Origin of the sequence: Neoroseomonas oryzicola (genome assembly GCF_012163135.1) — a bacterium.
Lineage (GTDB): Bacteria > Pseudomonadota > Alphaproteobacteria > Acetobacterales > Acetobacteraceae > Neoroseomonas > Neoroseomonas oryzicola.
On sequence record NZ_JAAVUP010000004.1, the window covers coordinates 210,244 to 234,836 of the forward strand.

At 70.6% G+C, this 24,593-nt stretch carries 23 protein-coding genes; 16 read left to right on the plus strand and 7 right to left on the minus strand.

Features of this window, described 5'->3' with window-relative positions; all coding sequences use genetic code 11:
* Positions 1-91 precede the first annotated feature (91 nt).
* Positions 92-1,003: an MBL fold metallo-hydrolase gene (locus GWK15_RS15870; RefSeq protein WP_338147268.1), complete on the minus strand. Its 912-nt coding sequence runs from the start codon at positions 1,001-1,003 to the stop codon at positions 92-94.
* A gap of 108 nt (positions 1,004-1,111) precedes the next feature.
* Here GWK15_RS15870 and glmM point away from each other — a divergent pair, with 108 nt between their 5' ends.
* The 5 genes from glmM to serA all read left to right on the plus strand — a co-directional run bounded on the left by glmM (position 1,112) and on the right by serA (position 7,121).
* Entirely contained in the window at positions 1,112-2,491 is a 1,380-nt protein-coding gene (glmM, locus tag GWK15_RS15875; RefSeq protein WP_168042329.1) for a phosphoglucosamine mutase, read from the plus strand.
* Positions 2,492-2,614: 123 nt separating this feature from the next.
* Entirely contained in the window at positions 2,615-3,424 is an 810-nt protein-coding gene (gene thiD, locus GWK15_RS15880; RefSeq protein WP_168042330.1) for a bifunctional hydroxymethylpyrimidine kinase/phosphomethylpyrimidine kinase, read from the plus strand.
* 34 nt (positions 3,425-3,458) lie between these two features.
* Positions 3,459-4,271 carry a DUF1217 domain-containing protein gene (locus tag GWK15_RS15885; RefSeq protein ID WP_168042331.1) on the plus strand — a complete coding sequence of 271 codons (813 nt, stop codon included), beginning with the start codon at positions 3,459-3,461 and terminating at the stop codon, positions 4,269-4,271.
* A gap of 84 nt (positions 4,272-4,355) precedes the next feature.
* A complete protein-coding gene (locus GWK15_RS15890; RefSeq protein ID WP_168042332.1) occupies positions 4,356-5,531 on the plus strand; it encodes a phosphoserine transaminase in 1,176 nt (391 codons plus the stop codon).
* A 3-nt stretch (positions 5,532-5,534) separates the two neighbouring features.
* Complete coding sequence (serA, locus tag GWK15_RS15895) at positions 5,535-7,121, plus strand: phosphoglycerate dehydrogenase (RefSeq protein ID WP_168042333.1); 1,587 nt, start codon at positions 5,535-5,537, stop codon at positions 7,119-7,121.
* 51 nt (positions 7,122-7,172) lie between these two features.
* Here serA and GWK15_RS15900 read toward each other — a convergent pair whose 3' ends face one another.
* On the minus strand, positions 7,173-7,748 hold the full coding sequence (locus GWK15_RS15900; protein WP_168042334.1) for a hypothetical protein: 576 nt from the start codon (positions 7,746-7,748) through the stop codon (positions 7,173-7,175).
* A 147-nt stretch (positions 7,749-7,895) separates the two neighbouring features.
* On the opposite strand from GWK15_RS15900, the gene GWK15_RS15905 reads away from it, so the two are divergent.
* The 4 genes from GWK15_RS15905 to GWK15_RS15920 all read left to right on the plus strand — a co-directional run bounded on the left by GWK15_RS15905 (position 7,896) and on the right by GWK15_RS15920 (position 12,678).
* Positions 7,896-9,035: an ATP phosphoribosyltransferase regulatory subunit gene (locus GWK15_RS15905; protein WP_168042335.1), complete on the plus strand. Its 1,140-nt coding sequence runs from the start codon at positions 7,896-7,898 to the stop codon at positions 9,033-9,035.
* A gap of 4 nt (positions 9,036-9,039) precedes the next feature.
* Positions 9,040-10,329 (plus strand): adenylosuccinate synthase, encoded by a 1,290-nt coding sequence (locus GWK15_RS15910; RefSeq protein WP_168042336.1) that lies wholly within the window; start codon positions 9,040-9,042, stop codon positions 10,327-10,329.
* 94 nt (positions 10,330-10,423) lie between these two features.
* Complete coding sequence (locus GWK15_RS15915) at positions 10,424-10,834, plus strand: VOC family protein (RefSeq protein ID WP_168042337.1); 411 nt, start codon at positions 10,424-10,426, stop codon at positions 10,832-10,834.
* Positions 10,835-10,866: 32 nt separating this feature from the next.
* Positions 10,867-12,678, plus strand: a complete 1,812-nt coding sequence (locus tag GWK15_RS15920; RefSeq protein WP_168042338.1) for an ABC-F family ATP-binding cassette domain-containing protein — start codon at positions 10,867-10,869, stop codon at positions 12,676-12,678.
* Here the strand turns inward: GWK15_RS15920 and GWK15_RS15925 are convergent.
* Entirely contained in the window at positions 12,675-13,259 is a 585-nt protein-coding gene (locus GWK15_RS15925; protein WP_168042339.1) for a lipase family protein, read from the minus strand. The genes GWK15_RS15920 and GWK15_RS15925 overlap by 4 nt on opposite strands.
* Before the next feature lie 102 nt (positions 13,260-13,361).
* Positions 13,362-13,877, minus strand: coding sequence for a VOC family protein (locus tag GWK15_RS15930; RefSeq protein ID WP_209442235.1), 516 nt, complete (start codon positions 13,875-13,877; stop codon positions 13,362-13,364).
* A gap of 89 nt (positions 13,878-13,966) precedes the next feature.
* Here GWK15_RS15930 and GWK15_RS15935 point away from each other — a divergent pair, with 89 nt between their 5' ends.
* Positions 13,967-15,595: an FAD-dependent oxidoreductase gene (locus tag GWK15_RS15935; protein ID WP_168042340.1), complete on the plus strand. Its 1,629-nt coding sequence runs from the start codon at positions 13,967-13,969 to the stop codon at positions 15,593-15,595.
* Here the strand turns inward: GWK15_RS15935 and GWK15_RS15940 are convergent.
* Positions 15,585-16,562 carry a Bug family tripartite tricarboxylate transporter substrate binding protein gene (locus tag GWK15_RS15940; protein ID WP_168042341.1) on the minus strand — a complete coding sequence of 326 codons (978 nt, stop codon included), beginning with the start codon at positions 16,560-16,562 and terminating at the stop codon, positions 15,585-15,587. The genes GWK15_RS15935 and GWK15_RS15940 overlap by 11 nt on opposite strands.
* 247 nt (positions 16,563-16,809) lie before the next feature.
* Between GWK15_RS15940 and GWK15_RS15945 the strand changes: the two genes are divergently transcribed.
* The 6 genes from GWK15_RS15945 (at position 16,810) to GWK15_RS15970 (ending at position 23,431) form a co-directional block, all read left to right on the plus strand.
* The gene (locus GWK15_RS15945) at positions 16,810-18,702 is read left to right on the plus strand and encodes a ribonucleoside-diphosphate reductase subunit alpha (protein ID WP_168042342.1); all 1,893 of its coding nucleotides are present in this window, start codon (positions 16,810-16,812) and stop codon (positions 18,700-18,702) included.
* A gap of 311 nt (positions 18,703-19,013) precedes the next feature.
* Positions 19,014-20,093, plus strand: a complete 1,080-nt coding sequence (locus GWK15_RS26595; protein ID WP_168042343.1) for a phosphatase PAP2 family protein — start codon at positions 19,014-19,016, stop codon at positions 20,091-20,093.
* Between the two features lie 56 nt (positions 20,094-20,149).
* On the plus strand, positions 20,150-21,118 hold the full coding sequence (locus GWK15_RS15955) for a Bug family tripartite tricarboxylate transporter substrate binding protein (protein WP_168042344.1): 969 nt from the start codon (positions 20,150-20,152) through the stop codon (positions 21,116-21,118).
* Between the two features lie 128 nt (positions 21,119-21,246).
* A complete protein-coding gene (locus tag GWK15_RS15960; RefSeq protein WP_168042345.1) occupies positions 21,247-22,299 on the plus strand; it encodes a ribonucleotide-diphosphate reductase subunit beta in 1,053 nt (350 codons plus the stop codon).
* 23 nt (positions 22,300-22,322) lie between these two features.
* Positions 22,323-23,042 carry an SCO family protein gene (locus GWK15_RS15965; protein ID WP_338147269.1) on the plus strand — a complete coding sequence of 240 codons (720 nt, stop codon included), beginning with the start codon at positions 22,323-22,325 and terminating at the stop codon, positions 23,040-23,042.
* A gap of 182 nt (positions 23,043-23,224) precedes the next feature.
* Complete coding sequence (locus tag GWK15_RS15970) at positions 23,225-23,431, plus strand: hypothetical protein (protein WP_245211692.1); 207 nt, start codon at positions 23,225-23,227, stop codon at positions 23,429-23,431.
* Positions 23,432-23,567: 136 nt separating this feature from the next.
* Here the strand turns inward: GWK15_RS15970 and GWK15_RS15975 are convergent, their stop codons facing one another.
* Together GWK15_RS15975 and GWK15_RS15980 are read right to left on the minus strand one after the other, a co-directional pair.
* Positions 23,568-24,290, minus strand: coding sequence for a methyltransferase domain-containing protein (locus tag GWK15_RS15975; RefSeq protein WP_168042347.1), 723 nt, complete (start codon positions 24,288-24,290; stop codon positions 23,568-23,570).
* Positions 24,287-24,499, minus strand: coding sequence for a putative signal transducing protein (locus GWK15_RS15980; RefSeq protein WP_168042348.1), 213 nt, complete (start codon positions 24,497-24,499; stop codon positions 24,287-24,289). The genes GWK15_RS15975 and GWK15_RS15980 overlap by 4 nt, the downstream gene beginning before the upstream one ends.
* Positions 24,500-24,593 lie beyond the last annotated feature (94 nt).

The window sequence follows — 24,593 nt, forward strand, 5'->3', positions numbered from 1 at the left end:
TGGGATCACCTGATGGGTTGAAGACGCTCGCAAAAGCAGAAGCCCGGAGACGTTGCCCGTGAGCCGTGGCGAACGGGAACGGCTCTGGCGCCTACAGCACCTGCGTCCAGGCCTCCGGGTAGAGCCGGTAGGTCCCGCCTTCCCGCGCCAGGTGCGCGGTGGCCGGGAAGTGCAGGTGCATGCCCGCGATATGGGTCTTCTCGGTCGCGACCATGTCGAAGACGCGCCGGCGCGTCGCCGCAGCCTGGTGCGGGTCGACGTCGAACAGGATCGTCACCTCGGGGCGCGGCACCTGCACCTCGGGCAGGTGGACGATGTCGCCCCAGATCAGAAGGGACTGCCCGCCCGAGGCGATCAGGAAGCCGCAATGCCCGGGCGTATGGCCGGGGAAGTGCATCGCCGTGACGCCGGGGAAGACCTCCTGCCCATGGGCGAAGAAGCGCATGCGGTCGGCGTAGGGGGCCATCTGGCGCTTCGCCATCGGGAAATAGGCCCCGCCGGTCGGCACCCCCTGGCCGGATCGGGCGACCTCGGCCTCGGCGTCCGCGCTGGTCCAGTAGGCGTGCTCGGCCGCGTGCATGGCGAGCTCGGCCTTGGGGAAGGCGGCATTCCAGTCGGCGGTCGCGAGGCCGTTCGAATGGTCCGGGTGCATGTGCGTCAGCAGGATGGTGTCGACATCCCCCGGCGCGATCCCCGCGGCGGCCAGGTTCTTCGGCAGTTGCCCGGAGGTCTTCTGCATATGCGTCCCGGCGCCGGTGTCGATCAGCGCCACCCGCCCGTCGGGCCCGTGGATGATGAAGCAGTTGAGCGAGGTCCGCCGCGGCACCGGGCGGAAGACGGCGCGGAGCATCTCCGACGATTCCTCGACCGTGATGTTCTGCAGCACCGCCATCGAGCCCTCGAGGAAGCCGTCGCTCACCACGGTCAGGGTGACGTCCCCCACGCGGCGGTGGTGGATGGCGGGGACCTGGGCGGTGGGCGGGCTGGCCATGGGCGCGTTCACTCCATCTTTCCTTGGCCGGAAGCAGAGCATGGGCAGCGCGCCGCGCCAAACCGGCACATGGACGCGGCCCTCCCGCGCGCTGTAGGGATGGGTCAGAGGATGCACGCCATGCCCAAGGACTCCCCGACGCCGCCTGCCCCCGCCCGTCGCCTGTTCGGCACGGACGGGATCCGCGGCACCGCCAACAAGGCGCCGATGGACGCCGTGACGGCGCTGCGCCTCGGCCAGGCCGCCGGGCGCTACTTCAACCGCGGCACGCACCGGCACCGCGTGGTGATCGGCAAGGATACGCGGCTGTCGGGCTACATGCTGGAACCCGCGCTGACCGCGGGCTTCGTCGGCGCGGGGATGGACGTGGTGCTGGTAGGTCCGCTGCCGACGCCGGCGATCGCGTTGCTGACGCGCTCGCTGCGCGCCGATCTCGGTGTGATGATCAGCGCGTCGCACAACCCCTATGAGGACAACGGCATCAAGCTGTTCGGGCCGGACGGCCTCAAGCTGACCGACGAGCAGGAGATGGAGATCGAGGCGCTGATGGCCGGCGACCTCGGGGCCGCGCTGGTGCCGCCGTCGCGGCTCGGCCGCGCCAGCCGGCTCGAGGACGCGCCTGGCCGATACATCGAGGCCGCGAAGCAGTCCTTCCATCGCGGCCTGACGCTCGAGGGCCTGCGCATCGTCGTCGATTGCGCGAATGGCGCCGCCTACAAGGTCGCGCCGACCGTGCTGTGGGAACTGGGCGCCGAGGTGGTGCCGATCGGCGTCGCGCCGGATGGCTTCAACATCAACAAGGGCGTAGGTTCGACCGCGCCGGGGCAGCTCGCGGCGCTGGTGCAGGAACGGCGGGCGGATCTCGGCATCGCGCTGGATGGCGACGCGGACCGCCTGGTGCTGGTGGACGAGGCCGGCCAGGTGATCGACGGGGACCAGATCCTCGCGCTGGTGGCGCGGTCCTGGCACGCGCAGGGCACGCTGCGCGGCGGTGCGGTGGTCGCGACGGTGATGTCGAACATGGGGCTCGAGCGCTTCCTCGGGCAGCGCGGGCTGAAGCTGCTGCGGACGGCGGTCGGCGATCGCTATGTCGGCGAGAGGATGCGCGAGGAAGGCTGCAACCTCGGCGGCGAGCAGTCGGGCCACATGATCATGCCGGATTTCGGCACGACGGGTGACGGGCTGATCGCGGCGCTGCAGGTGCTCGCCGTGCTGGTCGAGGAGAAGCGCCCGGCGAGCGAGGCGCTGCGCTGCTTCACGCCGCTTCCGCAGCGCCTGGTGAATGTGCGCTACGCGGGCCCGTCGCCGCTGCACGACGAGGGCGTGAAGGCGGCGATCGCGGCGGAGGAGGCGGCGCTTGGCGCGCGCGGGCGCGTGCTGATCCGCGCCAGCGGGACGGAACCGGTGATCCGCGTGATGGCGGAAGCCGAGGAGGAGGCGCTGGTCGAGGCGACGGTGGCGCGGCTGGCGGAGACGATCCGGGCGAAGGCCAGGGCGTGAAGGTCGGGGGAGGGGAACCTCCTCAAGGCACCGCCCACCGCTGTCAGTCTCCAGCTGTCAAAGAAGGTTGAGGGGGGGTACGGGGGGAGAAGTTCCCTTCTCCCCCCGACTTACGGAGCGACCATGAAGGGACGAGTCCTCATCATCGCCGGCAGTGATTCCGGCGGCGGCGCCGGCATCCAGGCCGACATCAAGGCGGTGACCGCGCTGGGTGGCTTCGCCATGACGGCGATCACCGCGCTGACGGCGCAGAACACGCTCGGCGTGCATGGCGTGGCGGGCGTGCCGATCGACTTCATCCGCCAGCAGATCGCGGTGGTACTGGACGACCTCGGCGCCGACGCGCTGAAGACGGGGATGTTGCACGACGTCCCGGTGATCGAGGCGGTGTGCGAGGAGATCGCCGCGCGCGCCAAGGGCGTGCCGCTGGTGGCCGACCCGGTGATGGTCGCCAAGGGCGGGCATCCGCTGCTGGCGCCGGATGCGGTGGACACGCTGAAGGCGCGGTTGCTGCCGCTGGCGACGGTGATCACGCCGAACCTCCCTGAGGCCGAGGTGCTGGTCGGCCGCCCGATCCGCGACGTGCCTGGGATGCGGGAGGCGGCGGCGGCGCTGCGCGGCCTCGGCGTGCCGGCGGTCCTGCTGAAGGGCGGGCATCTCGAGGGCGATGTCGTGACCGACCTGCTGGTGACGGCGGACGGGGCGGAGGAGTTCGTCTCCCCGCGCATCCCGACGCGGCACACGCATGGCACGGGCTGCACGCTGGCATCCGCGATCGCGACGGGTCTGGCGCAGGGGATGTCGCTGCGGGACGCCGTAGTGCGGGCACGGGCCTATGTGCGGGCGGCGATCGCGGCGGCGCCGGGCTATGGCGCGGGGCACGGGCCGCTCGACCACGGGGTGACGGTCGACCCCTCGCGCATCGCGGGTTAACCGCGGTTTCACCCCGGCGGCGGCAGGGTGGGGCATGGTCCTGTCGCTCGCCCAGGTGCAGTCGCTGTTCGGCGTGTCGGCGTCCGCGACCGCCTCGGGCGGTGCGGCGCAGGCCATTCCTGCGCTGCGGCGGGCGACGGCCGACGGCGCCGAGGCCAAGGGCATCGCGCAGGAGAAGAAAGACCCGGTCACGCTGTCCGCGCTGGCGCAGTTCCGCAGCGCGCTCGACAAGGCCGGCAGCATCGAGAAGGCGCTGCAGGACCCGCGCATCCTGAAGGTTATCCTGCCGGCGCTGGGCCTGGCGGGGCAGGAGGGCAACGCCGGCATGGTGCGCCGCGCGCTGCTGTCGGACCCGTCCGATGAGAAGGGCCTCGCCGCGGCGCTCGGCAGCACCTGGCAGGCGGCGGCGGAGACGCTCGGGGTCTACAGGACGGGGCTCGACGGCCTGCGCGATCCCGCGATGGTCGACCGGCTGACCAATGCCTACCTGAAGTACCAGTATCGCTCCGGTCTGGACGACCAGCAGGCCGGCTTGTCGGACGCGCTGTTTTTCCTGGAATCGGCGAAGACCGCCTCGGACGTCTACGACGTGCTGGGGGATCCGGTGCTGCGGCGGGTGGTGACCGGGGCGCTTGGGTTGCCCGACCAGATCGCGATCCAGTCGGTGGAAGCGCAGGGGCGCGCGGTGTCGTCCCGGCTGAAGTTCGACAGCCTGCAGGACGGCCGGGCGGTGCGGAAACTGGCCGAACGCTACCTGATCGCGGCGGCAGACAAGGCCGCGGCGGCGTCCGCCGCGCAATCCACCGATCCGATGGCCTCGATCATCGCCCTGTCGATCAAGGCTTGATCGGACACGGCCACCGGGCGTAACCCTCCGCCCGGGCCACGCCCCCCCACCGGGGCGCATTCGCTTCTGAGAGGGAGCTGCATCATGGCGATCGCCACCCCCAAGCCGGAGGTCCGTCCGGCCAACCCCGCATTTTCATCCGGTCCCTGTGCGAAGCGTCCTGGCTGGACGCTGGCCGCGCTGGACGCCGCTCTGCTCGGGCGCAGCCATCGCGCGAAGGATCCGAAGGCGCGCCTCAACGAGGTGATCGAGCGGTCCAAGGCCGTGCTCGGCATGCCGGCGGACTGGAAGCTCGGCATCGTGCCGGCGTCGGACACCGGCGCGGTGGAGATGGCGCTGTGGTCGATGCTCGGCGCGCGCGGCGTCGACGTGCTGGTGTGGGAATCCTTCTCGAAGGAATGGGCGACGGACGTCGCCAAGCAGCTGAAGCTGAAGGACGCACGCGTCATCGAGGCGCCCTATGGCCGCCTGCCGGACGTGACTCAGGTCGATCCGGCGCGCGACGTGGTCTTCGTGTGGAACGGCACGACCTCTGGCGTGCGGCTGCCGAATGCGGACTTCATCAGCGATGCGCGGGAAGGGCTCGCGATCTGCGATGCGACCTCCGCGGCCTTCGCGATGGACCTGCCGTGGAACAAGCTCGATGTGGTGACCTGGTCCTGGCAGAAGGTGCTGGGCGGGGAAGCCGCGCACGGCATGCTCGCGCTGTCCCCGCGCGCGGTGGCGCGGCTGGAATCCTTCACCCCCGATCGCCCGCTGCCGAAGATCTTCCGCATGACCAAGGGCGGGAAGCTGATCGACGGCATCTTCAAGGGCGAGACGATCAACACGCCATCGATGCTCTGCGTCGAGGACGCGATCGACGGGCTGAAATGGGCCGAAAGCATCGGCGGGCTGAAGGGCCTGGTCGCGCGGTCGGAGGCGAACCTCGCCGCCATCGCGCGCTGGGTCGCGACGAAGCCGGGCTACGATTTCCTCGCGGAAGACGCGGCGACGCGGTCCTGCACTTCGATCTGCCTCAAGATCACCGCGCCGTGGTTCACCGTCATGGGCGCGGATGCCCAGGCGGCCGCGGCGAAGAAGATCGCGAGCCTGCTCGAGAAGGAAGGCGTCGCACTCGACGCCGGCGCCTATCGCGACGCGCCTCCGGGCCTGCGCATCTGGGGCGGCGCGACCGTCGAGACCTCCGACATCGAGGCGCTGCTGCCCTGGCTCGACTGGGCGCTCGCCACCGTTGAATCCGACGTGGTGGTGGCCTGACCGATGCCGAAGGTTCTGATTTCCGACAAGCTGTCGCCCGCCGCCGTCCAGATCTTCAAGGACCGCGGCATCGAGGTGGACTTCAAGCCGGGCCTCAAGCCCGCCGAGATCCGCGAGATCATCGGCGCCTATGACGGGCTCGCGGTGCGGTCCGCCACCAAGGTCACGCGCGAGCTGATGGAAGCCGCGCCGAACCTCAAGGTGGTCGGCCGTGCCGGCATCGGCGTGGACAATGTGGACGTCACCTCCGCGACCGCGCGCGGCGTCGTGGTGATGAACACGCCCTTCGGCAACGCCATCACCACGGCCGAGCACGCCATCGCGATGATGTTCGCGCTCGCCCGGCAGATCCCGGAGGCGTCGGCTTCCACCAAGGCCGGGAAGTGGGAGAAGAACCGCTTCATGGGCGTCGAGCTGTTCGGCAAGACGCTCGGCCTGATCGGCTGCGGCAACATCGGTTCCATCGTCGCCGACCGCGCGATCGGGCTGAAGATGCGCGTCGTCGCCTTCGACCCCTTCCTGTCGGAGAAGCGCGCGCTGGAACTGGGCGTGGAGAAGGTCGAACTGCACGACCTGCTGCACCGCGCCGACTTCGTCACGCTGCACACGCCGCTGACGGAGCAGACCAAGAACATCCTCTCGCGCGAGAACATCGCGCGCATGAAGTCCGGCGCACGGCTGATCAACTGCGCGCGCGGCGGGCTGGTGGATGAGGCCGCGCTGTTCGATGCGCTGAAGTCCGGGCACCTCGCCGGCGCCGCGCTCGACGTGTTCGAGACGGAGCCCGCGACCGACAGCCCGCTCTTCGGCCTCGAGAACGTCGTCTGCACCCCGCATCTGGGGGCCGCGACGGCCGAGGCGCAGGAGAACGTCGCCCTGCAGGTCGCCGACCAGATGGCCGACTTCCTGCTGACCGGCGCCGTGTCCAACGCCATCAACATGCCCTCCGTAACGGCGGAGGAGGCCCCGCGCCTCAAGCCCTACATGGAACTCGCGCGGCTGCTCGGCGGCATGGCGGGGCAGCTGACCGCGGCGCAGGAGGGTGCGATCAAGGCCATCCGCGTCGAATACGAAGGCCATGCGGCGGAACTGAACCGCCGGCCGCTGACGGCCGCCGCACTTGCCGGCGTGCTGACGCCGCTGATGGGCGCGGTGAACATGGTCAACGCGCCGGTGCTCGCGAAGCAGCGCGGCATCGACGTGGCCGAGACGACCGTCGAGCGCAGCGGCGAATACCAGACGCTGGTGCGCCTGACGGTGGTGACCGACCGCTACGAGAAGTCGATCGCCGGCACGCTGCTCGCCGAGAACAAGGCGCGCCTGGTCGAGATCAAGGGCATCTCGGTCGAGGCCGACTTCGCCCCGCACATGCTCTACGTGACCAACCAGGACAAGCCGGGCTTCATCGGCCGTTTCGGCATGGCGCTCGCCGATGCCGGGATCAACATCGCGACCTTCCACCTCGGCCGTTCGGCGCCGGGGGGCGATGCGATCTGCCTGGTCGGGCTCGACGGGCCGATCCCGGACGCGGTGCTGTCCGGGATCCGGGGGCTGCCGCTGGTGGTGCAGGCGACGCCGCTGGCGTTCTGAACCGGGGCCGGGCCCGGGGCTGCGCCCGTCGGCGCGGCCCCTGACCCATTCTCAGCGCCGGTGGGGCACCATGAAGCTCCCGCCGGGGTTCCACTCGCTGGCGGCCGACGTCGTCAGCAGCGGGGCGACGGATTCCAGTTCCGGCATCGGCGGCAGGTTCGACAGGCGCGCGAGCGTCTCCGCCGGCCCGAAGGTGAAGATGTGGTTCGACAGGGCGGCCTGGATCGCCCCCTGGTCGCCCGAGACCAGCGGCGGCACGGCATTGGCCAGCGCCGCCGCGACCTCCCCCGGCGGGATCGCGAGCGGGATGCCGAGCGCCTCGCGCTCGGTCCGGATCGCCTTGGCGATCAGCTCCGCCTCGACCTGCGTCACCGTGATGTTGTTGCCCGGGTTGCGCATCCCGCTGACCGCGGCTTCGAACTGGGCGAGCGCGGCGGCGGCCTCGGCCGGCTTGCCGCGGAAGCGGCTCATGTCGCCGAGGTTGCGCTCGGCATAGGCGAGGTTCAGCCGCGTGTTGTCGATCTGGAAGCCCTGGCCGCCGAAGGAGAAGTCGGGCGGGCCCGCGACCTGCGCGCACGCCGCCAGGGCCAGCATGGCGCAGCCCGCCAGAATGATTCGCCGCCGCATGATCGCATCTCCTTCCGTCAGCGGGCCTATTGTGTCGGGCCGCAGGGCGGTCGGGAAGCCCGTCGCATTGTCCGGATTTGGCATGCGCCCCCCGCCATGGGCGGGGGTTGCCCCGGCCCGCCGCGCCTGTCACACCCTCCGCCGGCCATGACCGACGACCTGCCCAACCCGGCCCTGCTGCCCGCGGGGCTTGCCGACCTGCTGCCGCCCGAGGCCGAGCGCGAGGCCGCGCTGGTCGAGGCGATGATGGGCGTCTTCGCCGCCCACGGCTACGAACGGGTGAAGCCCCCGCTGCTCGAGTTCGAGGACAGCCTGCTGGCGGGGTCCGGCGCCGCGGTGGCCGAGCAGACCTTCCGTCTGATGGACCCGGTCAGCCAGCGCATGATGGGCCTGCGCGCCGACACCACGCCGCAGGTCGCGCGCATCGCCGCAACGCGCCTGTCCGCCCAGGCGCGGCCATTGCGGCTCTGCTACGCTGGCCAGGTGCTGCGCGTGCGCGGGACGCAGCTGGCCCCGTCGCGGCAGTTGCCACAGGTCGGCGTGGAACTGATCGGCGGCGCCGCCCCGGCCGCGGACGGGGAGATCGCGATCGTCGCCGTCGAGGCGCTGGCCGCGGTCGGCGTGCCGGGCGTCAGCCTCGACGTGACGCTGCCGACCATGGTGCCGGCGCTGCTCGATGCCGCGCAGGTCGACCCGGCGCTGCGGGCGCGGCTCGCCCGCGCGCTGGACCGCAAGGACAGCGCGGCCGTCGCCGCGCTGGTGCAGGGGCAGGATGCCGCGCTCGCGGTGCTGCCGGGGCTGATGGCCGCGACCGGCCCGGCCGACGGCGCGCTCGCCGCGCTCGAGGCCGCGGCGCTGCCCGAAGCGGCCCAGGCCATCGCCGAGAACGCGGCGGCCGTGCTGGCCGCGATCGCCGCGCGAGCGCCGGGGCTGCGCATCACCCTCGACCCCGTGGAGTTCCGCGGCTTCCGCTACCACACCGGCGTCGCCTTCACGATCTATGGGCCCGGCATGTCGGGCGAGCTCGCGCGCGGCGGGCGCTACGTCTCGCAGAACGACGAGCCGGCGACCGGGATGTCGCTCTATCCGGATGCGGTGCTGCGCGCGGCGCCGCCGGCGGCGCCGAAGCCGCGGCTTTTCCTTCCGGTCGGCGCCGATGGCGCGACCTACCGCGCCCAGGGCTACGCGACGGTCGCCGCGCTGGCGCCCGATGACACGCCGCAGCGCCTGCGCTGCACCCATGAACTGAGGGACGGCGCACCCGTCCCCGTCGTGACGAAGGACTGACCTCATGGCCAATGTCGCCGTGATCGGCGCCCAGTGGGGCGACGAGGGCAAGGGCAAGGTGGTGGACTGGCTCGCCAGCCGCGCCGACATCGTCGTCCGCTTCCAGGGCGGCCACAACGCCGGCCACACGCTGGTCGTGGGCAGCGAGACCTACAAGCTCAGCCTGCTTCCCTCGGGCGTGGTGCGCGGCAAGCTTGGCATCATCGGCAACGGCGTCGTGCTCGACCCGCTGGCGCTGCTGAGCGAGATCGAGAAGGTCACGGCGCAGGGGCTGAAGGTCAGCCCCGAGAACCTGCGCATCGCCGAGAACGTGCCGCTGATCCTGCCGCTGCACCCGGCGCTGGACCGCGCGCGCGAGACGGCGCGCGGCCAGGACAAGATCGGCACCACCGGGCGCGGCATCGGCCCGGCCTATGAGGACAAGGTGGGCCGGCGCTCCATCCGCCTGTGCGACCTCGCGGAACCGGAGACGCTGTCGGCGAAGCTCGACGAGCTGCTGCTGCACCACAATTCGCTGCTGCGCGGCCTCGGCGCGCCGGAGTTCCCGAAGAAGGAGCTGCTCGACGGGCTGCTCGCGCTGGCGCCGAAGCTGCTGCCCTATGCCGACACGGTGTGGGAGCGCCTGGACGAGGCGCGGTCGAGCGGCAAGCGCGTGCTGTTCGAAGGCGCGCAGGCGGTGATGCTCGACGTCGACCACGGCACCTATCCCTATGTGACCTCGTCCAACACCGTTGCCGGCAATGCGGCGGCGGGGGCGGGCGTCGGGCCGGATGCGATCGGCTTCGTGCTCGGCATCGCCAAGGCCTATTCGACGCGCGTCGGCTCCGGGCCCTTCCCGTCCGAGCTGCATGACGACATCGGCAAGCGGCTCGGCGAGCGCGGGCATGAGTTCGGCACCGTGACGGGCCGTCCGCGCCGCTGCGGCTGGTTCGATGCCTGCATGGTGCGCCAGGCGGTGAAGGTCGGCGGCATCAACGGCCTGGTGCTGACCAAGCTGGACGTGCTCGACGGGCTGCCGGAACTGAAGATCTGCACCGGCTACCGCATCAACGGGGAGGTGGTGAAGCGCCTGCCGGCGGCCTTCAAGGCCCAGGCGGCGGCGGAACCGATCTTCGAGACGCTGGAAGGTTGGAGCGGGTCCACCCGCGGCGCGCGCTCCTACGCCGAGTTGCCGGCCGAGGCGGTGAAGTATGTCCGCCGCATCGAGGAACTGGTCGAGGCGCCGATCGTGCTGCTGTCGACGAGCCCCGAGCGCGACGACACCATCATGATGCGGGACCCCTTCGCGGGGTGAGGCGGATCGTGGCGGCCTGACCCGCCACGGATTTCCGCAAGACTCGCAGCGCCTTCGGGCGGAGGATCGGCGGGCCAGGAACCTGAGGCCCGCCATGCCCGACACGCCCGACATCTTCCCCTGCTTCCGCTACGCGGATGCGCCGGCGGCGCTCGACTGGCTGGAACGCGCCTTCGGCTTCGCCCGTGGCCTGGTCGTGCCGGACGGCGCTGGCGGCATCGCCCATGCCCAGATGAGCGTCGGGCGCGGCATGATCATGCTCGGATCGCGCCGCGGCGCGTCGGACGATGCGCTCGAGCGCGCGCTGGAGGCCGGGGCGCAGGTGACCTACCTGGTCGTCGCCGACATCGACGCCCACCACGCCCGCGCCACTGCGGCGGGCGCCGAGATCATCCGCGCGCCCTTCGACACGGACTACGGATCCCGCGACTACATTGCACGGGACCCGGGCGGGCATGTCTGGTGCTTCGGCACCTACGACCCCTACGCGCCCTCGCCGGGTTGACCCGGGCGGGCGGAGCGGCGAGGTAGCGGCCCATGGCCGCGCCGCCGCTTCTCCTCCTCACCGACATCCGCCACGGCTTCGGCAACACCCGCCTGCTGGAGGGCGCGTCGCTGTCCGTCGCGCCGGGGGAACGGCTCGCCCTCGTCGGGCGGAACGGGTCCGGCAAGTCCACCCTGCTGAAGGTCGCAGCCGGGATCATCGAGGCCGAGGGCGGCACCCGCTTCGTCCAGCCGGGCGCGACGATGCGCTACCTGGAACAGGAACCCGACCTTTCGGCGTTTCCGGACGTCATGGCCTATGTGCAGGCGGGACTCGGGCCGGCGGACGATCCGTATCGCGCGCGCTACCTGCTGGAACAGCTCGGCATGACGGGGGGCGAGAAGCCGGCCGCGCTGTCGGGGGGCGAGACGCGCCGCGCCGCGCTGGCACGCGCCCTGGCGCCATCCCCGGACATCCTGCTGCTGGACGAGCCGACCAACCACCTCGACCTGCCGGCCATCGAGTGGCTGGAGAGCGAGTTGGCCTCGCTCGACTCCGCGCTGGTGCTGATCAGCCACGACCGGCGGTTCCTCGAGCGCCTGTCGCGCGCGATGGTCTGGTTGGATCGCGGCACGACGCGGCGGCTGGAACGCGGCTTCGCGCATTTCGAGGAATGGCGCGACCAGGTGCTGGAGGACGAGGAGCGCGAGGCGCACAAGCTCGCGCGCAAGATCGTCCGCGAGGAGCACTGGCTGCGCTACGGCGTCACCGCGCGGCGCAAGCGCAACGTCCGGCGGCTCGAGAACCTGCACACGCTGCGCGCCAAGCGGCGGGAACGCGTCACCGCGCCGGGGCGCGTGACGATGGCGGCGGCCGAGGCGGCGGGGTCGGGCAATCTCGTCATCGCCGCGGACGGGATCTCCAAGGCCTTCGGCGAGCGTTTCGTGGTGCGGGATTTCTCCACGCGCATCATCCGCGGCGATCGCATCGGCATCGTCGGGCCGAATGGCGCGGGCAAGACGACGCTGCTCAACATGCTGACCGGCGTGCTGGCGCCGGATGCGGGGGAGGTGCGGCTCGGCACCGGGCTCGAGATGGTCGGGCTCGACCAGCGGCGCGCGAGCCTCGATCCCACCATCACGCTGTCCGAGGCGCTGACCGAGGGCCGCGGCGACCAGGTGCACGTCAACGGCCTGCCGCGCCACGTCATCGGCTACATGAAGGACTTCCTCTTCACGCCCGAGCAGGCGCGCACGCCGCTCCTGGCCCTGTCCGGCGGCGAACGCGGGCGACTGATGCTCGCGCGCGCCTTCGCCAGGCCCTCGAACCTGCTGGTGCTGGACGAACCCACCAACGACCTCGACCTCGAGACGCTGGACCTGCTGCAGGAACTCGTCGCGGAATATGCGGGCACGGTCATCCTGGTCAGCCACGACCGCGACTTCCTCGACCGCGCGGTCACCAGCGTCATCGCCTGGGAAGGGGAGGGGCGCTGGCAGGAATATGCCGGCGGCTATTCCGACATGGTCGCGCAGCGCGGCCATGGCGTGCAGGCCCGCGCGGCCGAGGCCGCCGCGAAGCCCGCCGCCGCGCCGAAGGCCGAGCGCGCCGCGCCGCCGCCGCCGAAGCGGGTGCGCATGAACGCGAAGGAGCAGCACGAGCTCAAGACGCTGCCGGCGCGCATGGAGGCGCTGGGCAAGGAGATCGCGACGCTCGACGCCAAGGTCGCGGATGGCGGCTTCTATGCGCGCGATCCCGCGGGCTTCGCCAAGGCGACCGAGGCGCTGGCGGCCGCGCAGGCGGCGCTCGCCGCGGCCGAGGAACGCTGGCTTGAACTCGAGATGCTGCGCGAGGAGGCCGGCTAGGCCCGCCGCAGCGCGTTGATCCGGTCGACGATGTCGTGCTGGATCCGCGCGCTCGCATCCATGTTGAAATGGCCGAGGCTCGGGACCTCCGCGAGGTTGATGTTCTCGATCGCGCCGTCAAAGCCCGGTCGCGGCGCCAGTGGCCGGCCGAAGCCGTTGCCCGCCTGGTAGAAATTCGTCACCCGCCGCGGCCCGGGCGGCACCGTGCCGACCAGCACGGGGTCGAGGGTGAAGAGGCCGTCCGTCACCAGCCGCGCGGCGTAGAGCTCCCCGCAAAGATCGATCGCGGTATCCGCGCCGAGCGAATGCCCGCCGATGCACAGCGGCCGCGGGAGCCGGTTCTGCCGTGCGAGCGTCAGCAGCCGCTCGGCCACTTGTTCCCCGGCGAGGTGGCTGTGGACCGAGGCGCTGTAGCCGGCCTCCCGCAGGTGCCGGGCGAAATCGTCGAGGCCGGTCGAGATCTCGGCGATGCCGCGGAACAGCACCACGCGGGCGCGCGGCGGGCCGGGCAGGGGTTCGCCGATGCCGGTGGCGCAGCCCGCAAGGACGAGCGGCGCGGCCAGGAGGGAACGGCGCCCCACCGGGGGCGGAGGCAGGCACGGCATGGGTGTCGTGGCGGAGCTGATGGAAACCTTGCCACGATCATAACGGCCCCGCCGCCCTCCTGGCGAGGGCGATGCGCGTCAGTTCGCCTCGGCCAGCAGGGCGTTGAGGTCGAGCCGGCGCGTCACCATCGCGAGCTTCCCTTCCGCATCGCGCGGCCACTCGGCCTCGGGGCGGTCCCGGTAGAGCTCGACGCCGTTGCCGTCGGGGTCGCGCAGGTAGAGCGCTTCCGACACGCCGTGGTCGGAGGCGCCTTCGAGCGGCCAGCCGGCCTCGAGCAGGCGCAGCAGCGCCTGGGCCAGCGCCTTGCGGTCGGGATAGAGCAGGGCGACGTGGAACAGCCCCGTCGTGCCTGGCGGCGGCCAGGCGCCGCCCTTGCTCTCCCAGGTGTTGAGCGCGATGTGGTGGTGGTAGCCGCCGGCCGAGAGGAAGACGGCCTGGTCCCCGTAGCGCTGCTGTTCCTCGAGGCCAATGACGTCGCGCCAGAAGGCGAGGGCGCGATCGATGTCGGCAACCTTGAGGTGGACATGGCCGATGCGCGTCCCGGGATGGATCGCGGGGCGGGTGGCGGCGGGCTGGGGCATCGTGTCGGGCATGGCTGGGGTGTCCTTCCGTGCTGCCTATCTGGCGCCGCGCCCGATCAAGTGCCAATGGAATGGCCGGATCATCACCATCGGCGGGGGCAATGGCGGAATTCGCGACGGATGTGCTCGTTCTCGGCTCAGGCTCGGCGGGGCTGGTCGCGGCGCTGACGGCGGCGGCGCAGGGGCTGTCGGTCGCGGTGCTGGAGAAGACCGACCGGCTCGGCGGCACCACGGCGATGTCCGGCGCGGGCACCTGGATCCCGGCGAACCATCTCGCGGCCGCCGCCGGCATCGAGGACAGCGTCGAGGAGGCGCTGACCTATATCCGCGCCGGCGCGCCGGAAGGCTGGGCCGAGACCGAGGCAGCGCTGTGGGAGGCCTTCGTGCGCGCCGCCCCCGACATGCTGCGCTTCGTGGAGGCCCGCACGCCGCTGAAGTTCGCGCTGACGCCGGAACCCGACCCGCTGCGGACGCTGCCCGGGGCCAAGGCGCGGGGGCGGATGATGTCGCCGCTGCCGCTCAGCCGCTGGCGGGCGGGGCGCTTCGCCTTCCGCATCCGCAAATCCACCATCCCGGAGATCTTCACCTACCACGAGGCGGTAACGACCGACCTGTATCACAAGCCCTACCGCACGGCGCTGTCGCTCTGGCCGCAGCTGGTCTGGCGTTTCCTGACCAATGCGCGGGGGAAGGGGACGGCGCTGGTGACGGGGTTGCTGCGCGGCTGCCTCGATGCGGGGGTGCACGTCGTGCTCGGCGCGCGGGCTGTGGCGCTGACGCAGGACGCGACGGGTGCCGTCACCGGCGCGACGGTAGAACGGAAGGGGCGGCGGGAGAGCTGGACGGCCCGGCGCGGCGTGGTGATCGCGACCGGCGGCTTCGAATGGGATTCGGGGCTGATGGCGCGGCACTTCCCCGGGCCGGTCGACTACCTCGGCAGCCCGGACGCCCATGACGGCGACGGGCAGCGCATGGCCGAGGCGGCGGGGGCCGCACTCGCGCACATGGACCAGGCGACCATTACGCCGTCGATCCCCGTGCGCTACCAGGGCAAGGTGCTGGCCCAGCCGGTGCCCTTCCACACCGAGCCCAACGCCATGCTGGTGAACCGGCATGGCCGGCGCTTCGTGAACGAACTCACCTTCAACATCGGCGAGCAGATCGACCGCCGCGACCCCGCGACCGGCGCGCCGGTGCATCTACCCTGCTGGGTGATCAGCGATTCGGTGCTGCTCGACCGGCTGCCGCCGGCGCGCTGGGCTGCGCGGGCCGATCCGGGCTGGCTGCGCCAGGCGGAGGACCTTGCGGGACTCGCCGCGCAGATCGACGTGCCGGAGGAGGCGCTGGCGGACAGCGTCGCGCGCTTCAACGCCGCCGCCATCGCCGGCGCGGACGAGGATTTCGGCCGCCCCGCGCGCCCCGACCCGGCCGCGGCCGGCGACAAGCGCCGCCGCGCGGGGATCGAGCCGATCGCGCGGCCGCCCTTCCTCGCCATGCCGTTCAACCGCTCGATCCTCGGCACCAAGGGCGGTGCGCGGACCAATGAGCACGCCGAGGTGCTGCGCCCCGACGGCAGCGTCATCCCCGGCCTGTTCGCGGCCGGGGTCGCCATGGCGAACCCGATCGGCACGCGCAACGTCGGCACCGGCACGACCATCGGGCCGAACATGGCCTGGGGCTACATCGCGGGGATGCGGCTCGCGCGGCGGAACCTCGGGCCTACTCCCTGATGCCGAGTCCGCGGACCTCGGGTTCCCAGAAGGCGATCTCGTCGCGGACGTATTGGGCGAAGCGGGCGGGCGTGTAGCCGCGCATCGCGGGGGTGCCCATCTCCTCGAAGCGGCCGGCGATGGTGGGGTCGGACAACGCCTGCTCGGTCGCCGCGGCCATGCGGTCGACGATCGGCTGCGGCGTGCCGGCGGGGGCGAAGAAGCCGTACCAGGAATAGGCCTTGTAGCCGGTGATGCCTGCCTCGACCGCGGTCGGCACCTCGGGCAGCAGGGAGGAGCGCTGCTCGGTCGCGACGAAGAGGACGCGGGCCTGGCCGCCCTCGTGCATGCCCTTCAGCAGGGAGGGGATGTCGCAGCAGAACTGGATCTCGCCCGAGGTCAGGGCGGCGAAGACCTGGCCACCGCCACGATAGGGGACGTGCACGGCCTCGGTTCCGGTGCGGATGCAGAAGGAGGCCGCGGCGATGTGCCCCGAGGTCCCGATTCCCGAGGAGCCGTACTGGTAGCGGTTCGGCGCCGCCTTCATGGCCGCCACGAACTCGGCCGCCGTGCGCGGGGCGAAGTTGCGCGTGGTCACCGCGAGCGCGATGGGCACGAAGACGGTCGGCGCCACCGCCACCAGGTCCCGCCGCGCGTCGAAGGGCACCGGGGCCGGCAGGCCGCGGGCGAGCGCGATGGGCGAAAGGGTCGAGAGGACGAAGGCCTCCCCGTTCGGGGGCAGCTTCGCGACGTAGTCGGTGCCCACCACGCCGCCGGCGCCGGGCCGGTTCTCGATCACCACGGGCTGGCCGAGGATCTCGGCCAGCTTGGGCGCGAGGAGGCGGGTGGTGACATCCGTTCCGCCGCCGGTCCCGAAGGGCACGACGATCCGCACCGGCCGGGTCGGCCAGGGCGACTGGGCCAGCGCCGGGGCAGCGAGGCCGGCAAATGGGGTGGCGAGGAGGCTGCGGCGGGGCAGGCGGATCATGGTCGGGGCTCCGGCGGGCGGCGTCGGGCCCCAGAGTGCGGCGCTTCGAAGCTGTGGAAAAGTCTGGACTTGCGCCCCGCGGCCTTGCGCGGAATCATGAACGAAACGGGAACATGTTTCGTCCTGTGACAAAGTCGGGACTCTTGGCAAGGGGTCTCTTTGCCACCCCATGTGGTGGTGGCAGGACTGTGGCAAGACTACATCTTGTGTCTGGTGGCCCCTGGGCGGCAGGATGCCGGTCCAGGGGATGAGTTATCCGGGGGGTTCTTCAGTGTTCGACGCAGTACAGCTCGAGGGCCATGGCCAGGTCCGCATCGATCGTTCGCGCGACGCGCTGCTGACCGATTTCGGCAAGGCGACGCTAGATGACCGCTATCTGCTGCCGGGCGAGTCCTACCAGGACCTGTTCGCCCGCGTGGCTTCGGCCTACGGCGACGACGCGGCCCATGCGCAGCGGATCTACGACTACATCTCGCGCCTGTGGTTCATGCCGGCGACGCCGGTTCTGTCGAATGGCGGCACGACTCGCGGCCTGCCGATCTCCTGCTTCCTGAACGAGGCCTCGGACAGCCTCGATGGCATCGTCGGGCTGTGGAACGAGAATGTCTGGCTCGCGGCCAAGGGCGGGGGCATCGGGTCCTACTGGGGCAACCTGCGCGGCATCGGCGAGAAGGTCGGCAAGAACGGCAAGACCTCGGGCGTCATCCCCTTCATTCGGGTGATGGACAGCCTGACGCTGGCGATTTCCCAGGGGTCGCTGCGGCGCGGCTCGGCGGCCTGCTACCTGCCGGTGCACCACCCCGAGATCGAGGAATTCCTCGAGATGCGCCGCCCGACCGGCGGCGATCCGAACCGCAAGGCGCTGAACCTGCACCACGGCGTGCTGCTGTCCGACGCCTTCATGCGCGCGGTCGAGAATGACGAGGAATGGGCGCTTCTCTCGCCGAAGGACCAGGCGGTGATGCGCAAGGTCTCGGCGCGCGCGCTGTGGATCCGCATCCTCACCGCCCGCATCGAGACGGGCGAGCCCTACATCATCTACTCGGACCACGTGCACCGCGCGCAGCCGGCGCACCACAAGCTGGCGGGGCTCGAGGTCAAGACCTCGAACCTCTGCTCCGAGATCACGCTGCCGACCGGGCTCGACCAGCATGGCCAGGAGCGCACGGCGGTGTGCTGCCTGTCGTCCCTGAACTGCGAGACCTGGTTCGAGTGGAAGGACGATCCGGACTTCATCCCGGACGTCATGCGCTTCCTCGACAACGTGCTGCAGTCCTTCATCGACACCGCGCCGGATTCGATGGCGCGGGCGAAGTACAGCGCGATGCGGGAACGTTCCGTCGGCCTCGGCGTGATGGGCTTCCACAGCTTCCTGCAGAAGATGAACGTGCCCTTCGAGTCCGTCGTCGCGAAGGTGTGGAACAAGAAGATGTTCAAGCACATCCGCGCCCAGGCGGATGTCGCGTCCCGCGTGCTGGCGGAGGAGCGGGGCCCGTGCCCCGACGCCGCCGAATACGGCATCATGGAGCGCTTCTCCCACAAGATCGCGATCGCGCCGACGGCCTCGATCTCGATCATCTGCGGCGGCGCATCCCCGGGCATCGAGCCGATCGCGGCGAACGTCTACAACCACAAGACGCTGTCGGGCTCCTTCATCGTCCGCAACCCGTACCTGCAGAAGGCGCTGGCGAAGCACGGGCGCGACGACGAGGAGACCTGGACATCGATCACCGTGACCAAGGGTTCGGTGCAGCATCTCGACTTCCTGACCGAGCAGGAGAAGGCGGTGTTCAAGACCGCCTTCGAACTCGACCAGCGCTGGGTGATCGAGCATGCGGCCGACCGCACGCCGTATATCTGCCAGTCGCAGTCGGTGAACCTCTTCCTGCCGGCCAACGTGCACAAGCGCGACCTGCACCAGATCCACATGAGCGCGTGGAAGAAGGGCGTGAAGTCGCTCTACTACTGCCGTTCGCTGTCGATCCAGCGCGCCGATACCATCAGCGAGAAGGTGGCGCCGCAGGCGGCCCTCGGCGCCAAGGCGGCGAACGACGTCGCGCCGGTGCAGATGCCGCTGGTCGCGGCGGCGCAGCCGGCGGGGAATTCGAACAACTACGAGGAATGCCTGGCCTGCCAGTGATCGGCAGGCAAGGGTCCGCCTGACGGGCGGATGAGTATGCGCGGCCGCCAGGGGTGACCCTGGCGGCCGCGGTGCGTTTCGAGGGTATCCGGGTAGCGCGGATTATCACGGATTCGTGCGGTTTGGCCCTGAATTTGCTGTCTAAATCACCCGAGTCTCGTGGCGTGATGCGATTTTGTCCGAGGTATGAATACTTCTGGTTGTAGTCCTCACGGATTCGTGTCTACGATGAACGCATGCTCGGGCAATCGGTCCACCGGGGGGGTGGTGCCGGCTCGTGGCCAGGGGGTGCGTCCGTGGATTCCGGGGCCGTGTCCGGATCCTTCGCGCAGCGCCTGCTGGCCGAGCTGCGTGCCGACATCCCCCTGCATCTCATTGTCGCCGCCTATGCGGGCGCGGTCTTCCTGGTCGCCCAGACATTGGGCCGTCCCGAGAAGTTCGAGCTGCTGATGTATGCGGAACGATGGATCATCGTCCTGCCGGGCCTGGTCTTGCCTGGGATTGCCTGCATCGGGGTGGTCTGCGCCGTCATCACGCATCCGAGAGCCCCCTTCACCGGGCTCGTGAGATTTCTCTGCCACCCCCGCGGTCCCAGGCTCGCCGCGGGTCTGGTGCTCTTCACCTCCGTCACGCTGTTCTATGGCGCCTTCACCTCGGCCAAGAACCTCCTGCCCGAGGTGTCGCATTTCGACTGGGACGTCGCTCTGGCGGATCTGGGCGAGTGGATGCACGGCGGGACGCCGCTGTGGCGCCACCTGCATCCGGTTCTGACGCCCTACACGCGGTATATTGATATTTTTTACAATGTCTTCTGGCAGGTCGCGATGCTGACCATGGTCCTCGCCATGGCATTCGCGAACCAGAGGCGTCGGCGCTTCTTCATCATATTCTTCCTGTGCTGGATCGTCCTCGGCAACGTCCTGGCCGGCATGTTCTACTCGGCGGGGCCGATATTCTACGATCGCGTGGTTGGCGACGCGCAGAGGTTCCGGTTTCTCCTCGACTACATCGGCGGCTACCAGGATCCGCCGCTCGCGGTCAGCGTCTACCAATCCTACCTCTGGACCCTGCATCGGTTGGGCGCGCCTGAATTCGGCAGCGGCATTTCCGCCTTCCCCAGCATGCACGTGTCCATGGCGACGCTGATCGCCCTCTGGCTGACGCGGATGCACCGCCGCCTGGCCATTCCAGCCGTGCTCATGGTGCTGCTGACCCAGGCGGGATCGGTGCATCTGGGCTGGCACTACGCGGTCGACGGCTATGCCTCGATCGTCCTGACCTACCTCATCTGGCGCACGGTCGATCAGGCTGCGTCGCGGCAGCCCGTGCGCCGCACGGCCCCGCCGGCGGCCCTCGACGGGGCGATGGCACCGGCGGGCGCGGGCGGCTAGGCTGCCCGAAACGCGGTCGTCCCGCCGGGGCGGTCGCTGCGGGAGGAATGACACGCATGATGCCACGCCGGACCCTCGGCCTTGCCGGGGCCGCCCTCGCCATCGTGCCCGCTGCGCGCGCCCAGGCTGCCTGGCCCGACAAGCCCGTCCGGCTCATCATCGGCTATCCTGCCGGCGGCCCGACCGATTTCGGCGGGCGATTGCTGCAGGACCCGCTCGGGCGGCTCTGGGGGCAGCCCATCGTCATCGAGAACCGCCCCGGCGCCAGCCAGGTCATCGCCAGCGAGGCGGTCGCGCGGTCCCCGGCCGATGGCTACACGCTGTTCCTCTCGGCCAGCACCCATGCGAGCAACGCCGCGGTCTATGCCCGGCTGCCCTACGACACGCTCGCGGACTTCACCCCGATCGTGAACATCTACGCCTCGCCGACCGTGCTCTTCGTCGGGCGGGATTCCCCGCTGCGCAGCGTCGCCGACCTCGTCGCCGCCGCGCGGCGCGATCCGGGCGGCATGGCCTTCGCTTCCTCGGGCAATGGATCCTCGGGGCATTTCGCGCTCGAGATGTTCCGCCGCAAGGCGGGGATCGAGGTCACCCATGTCGCCTTCCGGGGCGCCGCCCCCGCCCTGCAGGAGGTGATGGCCGGCCGCGTGCCGGCCACTTTCAGCACCCTGTCGGGCGCGATCGGCCTCGCACGGGACGGTGGCCTCCGGCCGCTTGCCATCGGCGGTCCGCAGCGGGTCGAGGTGCTGCCAGGCGTTCCCACCCTCGAGGAGGCCGGCTTCGGCATCCCCGACACCAGCCCCTGGTATGGCTTCATCGGCCCGAAGGGCCTGCCGCGGCCGATCGTCGATCGCGTCGCCAACGACACGCTCGGCCTGCTGCGCGACATCACGATCCAGCGCCGCATCGTCGACGCCGGCGGCGTCGTCATCGGCGAGGGGCCAGAGGCTTTCGACGCCCGCATCCGGCGCGAACTGGCAGAGAACGCGGTCATCGCGCGCGAGGCCGGGATCAGGGTCGAGTAGGGATTGCCGCGAGTCGCGCTTCGTCCTCTTGCCAACCCGGCCAACCACAACATGTAGCGGTCGGACATTGCCGCGACCACCAATCGTGGTAGGAATCAGCGCGACGCACCGTTCCTGGGGGATGGCTCATGGCCGATGGCATTTCGACCGACGAACTTCCGGTGAAGTTCGACCTGCTGACCGCGAACCCGGTCTACAAGCCGTTCCGCTACCCCTGGGCCTATGACGCCTGGCTGACCCAGCAGCGCATCCATTGGCTGCCGGAGGAAGTGCCGCTCGCCGACGACGTGAAGGACTGGCAGAAGAACCTGACCGAGTCCGAGCGGAACCTGCTGACGCAGATCTTCCGCTTTTTCACCCAGGCCGATGTCGAGGTGAACAACTGCTACATGAAGCACTACTCCCAGGTGTTCAAGCCGACGGAAGTGCTCATGATGCTGTCGGCCTTCTCGAACATCGAGACGGTGCACATCGCGGCCTATTCCCATCTCCTCGACACCATCGGCATGCCGGAAATCGAGTACACGGCGTTCCTGAAGTACAAGGAGATGAAGGACAAGTACGACTACATGCAGGCCTTCTCGGTCGCCAACAAGGTCGAGATCGCCAAGACGCTCGCCGCCTTCGGCGCCTTCACCGAAGGGCTGCAGCTCTTCGCCTCCTTCGCGATCCTCATGAACTTCCCGCGCTTCAACAAGATGAAGGGCATGGGGCAGATCGTGTCCTGGTCGGTGCGCGACGAGACGCTGCACTGCCTGTCCGTCATCCGGCTGTTCCGCACCTTCGTGCAGGAGAACCCGGAGATCTGGACGAAGGAGCTGCAGCGCGACATCGCCCTGATCTGCGCGACCATCGTCGACCACGAGGACGCCTTCATCGACCTCGCCTTCGAGCTCGGCGGCGTGCAGGGCCTCGATGCCGCGGCGACCAAGCAGTACATCCGCTTCATCGCCGACCGGCGCCTGCAGCAGCTCGGCCTCGATCCGCTCTACAACATCGAGAAGAACCCGCTGCCCTGGCTCGACGAGATGCTGAACGCCGTCGAGCACACCAACTTCTTCGAGAACCGCGCGACGGAATACTCGAAGGCCAGCACGGCCGGCACCTGGGAGGAGGCCTTCGCGGATTCCGTCTTCTCCTCGCCGCAGCCCGACGGTGCGATCGAGGGCGTGCGCCACTGATGCGCGACTGAACGTGACGCGGGGTGCCCTTGCGCGCCCCGCATCGCGGCGCCTATGTGCGCCGCATCATGCTGCGCACCGTTCGCCTCATCTCCGTTGTCCTCGTGGTCCTGCTGGGCGCCGTCTGGGGCGTTGCCTGGTTCGGGCGCGCGCCGGGTGAATCGATCGCCGACGCCTTCCTCCGCCAGGTCGCCGCGCTGACCGGCGGCGACATGCCGGCGCCATCGGCCGGCGGCGTGCAACTCGCGCAGGGTGTCTCGCTCGGCGGGCCCTTCACGCTCGTGGACCAAACCGGCCGCACCGTGACCGAGCGCGACTTCGCCGGGCGGATGCTGCTCGTTTACTTCGGCTTCACCTATTGCCCGGATGTCTGCCCGACCGAGCTTGGCACCATCGCCTCGGCGCTCGATGCGATGGGCCCGGCGGGCGAGCGCGTGACGCCGGTCTTCATCTCTATCGACCCGGAGCGCGATACGCCGGCGGCCATGGCGGACTACGTCTCGCGTTTCCATCCGCGCCTGGTCGGCCTGACAGGCAGCGCGGAGCAGGTCGCGCAGGCTGCGCGCGCCTATCGCGTCTACTACGCGAAGGCCCGGCAGCGCGACACGACCGAGTACACGATGGACCACTCCTCCTTCATCTACCTCGTCGGGCCCGACGGGCGCGTGCGCAGCCTGTTCCGCCCCGAGACGACTCCCGAGGCGATTGCCGCCGCCGTGAGTGCACAGCTTCGCGCGCTCTGACGCGCGGGGTTCCGAAAAGTTTTGGCAATCGGTATGGTCGTCGCGCCGGAATCGTGGGACGCGTAGGACTGAACAGGCCCGTTAGCGGCTTCGGGGGGCGGATGAGTCTGGACGACGATGAGGGCGGATCTGGCGCCGAATCGGGACGTGGTGCCGCACCGGCGCCGCGCCACACGCGCCGGTTGTCCGACAAGATCCTGATCGCCTTCCACCACGCCTGCGACCAGGGCGATTTCGAGGTCGCGGAGGAACTGCTCCGCGTGCTCGAGATGATGCTGACGCGCCGTCCGTCCTCGCCCGACACCAACCGCCGCAAGAACCTCGAAAGCCTGGTGGCCGCGCATGAGCGCCTTTGGCTGCTGCGCCACCCCGAGGTGAAGGACCAGTAGAGGGTCGTTGGCTGCGCACGCAGGTCCCGCCTTCGTGCCCCTCAGACGCCGGGCGGGACGCATCCGTCTCCCTTGGCTTCGCGGCATCCACCGGGGCGCCCCTTCGGACCGCAAGGCGATGCTGTCTTGCCTCTCCTCAGATCGGCGCGGCGTCCCGCAGCACCGATTCCGCCGCCGCGGTGAAGCGGCCATCCGCTTCATGCAGCACGAAGGGCGGTAGCAGCGTCGCCGGGCCGCGCCCGCCGCGTCGTGCGCGGATCAGCACGCGCTTCGCCGCCTGACCCGCCCGCGGTGCGAGCGGCAGCAGCGTTGTTGCGCCGCAACCGGCATCGCGCAGCGCGGCGACGCCCGCGTCGAAGCGCGCGGCGGGCAGCACCAGGCTCGCCGTGCCGCCATCCTTCAGCGCGGCGGCGAGGAAGCGCGCCCAGGCGTCGAGTCCCGACGCGCCTTCATGCGTCGCCGCGCGGCGGATCGCGCCCGGTGGTGGCGTGCCGCCAGGCCAGTAGGGTGGGTTGGCGAAGGCGTGCTCGACGGGACCGAGCCGCCGCGCGAGCGCGACATCGGCGACGTCGCCGTCCTCGACCGTCGCGGCCACGCCGTTCGCCGCGGCGTTCTCCCGCGCCAGCGCAGCCATCGCGGGCTCGCGCTCCACCGCCGTCACCTCGAGCCCCGGCACCCGCGCGGCGAGGCACAGGAAGGCCGCGCCGCTGCCGCAGCCGGCCTCCAGCACGCGATCCCCGGGCCGGGCCGGCACGAAGGCGGCCAGCAGCACCGCGTCGAGCCCGGCCCGGAAGCCCTGCGCCGGCTGGCGCAGCCGCACCCGGCCGCCGAGCAGCAGGTCGTCCGTCGTGCCGCTCACACCGTCTCCTCGCCGGCCTCCTGCATCACGGCGCGGGCGCGGCGTTCGTCGTCCTCCGCGACCGCGAGGCGGCGGGGGAAGGCGCCGATCCCGCCCTCGATCGCGCTGATATGCGCATCCAGCACCACCGTCCCGATGCCCGCATCGGCCAGCAGCGCGCGCAGGAAGGACAGCCGGACCGGGTCCGTGGTGGTCGCGATCACCCGCATATCACGAGAGAATCCCTTGTTTTTCCGGCGCTTGCCGCACCGCCGGGGCATGACTATGGTGCCCGCCGCACCAGGAGTAGAGCAAGGGTGAGCG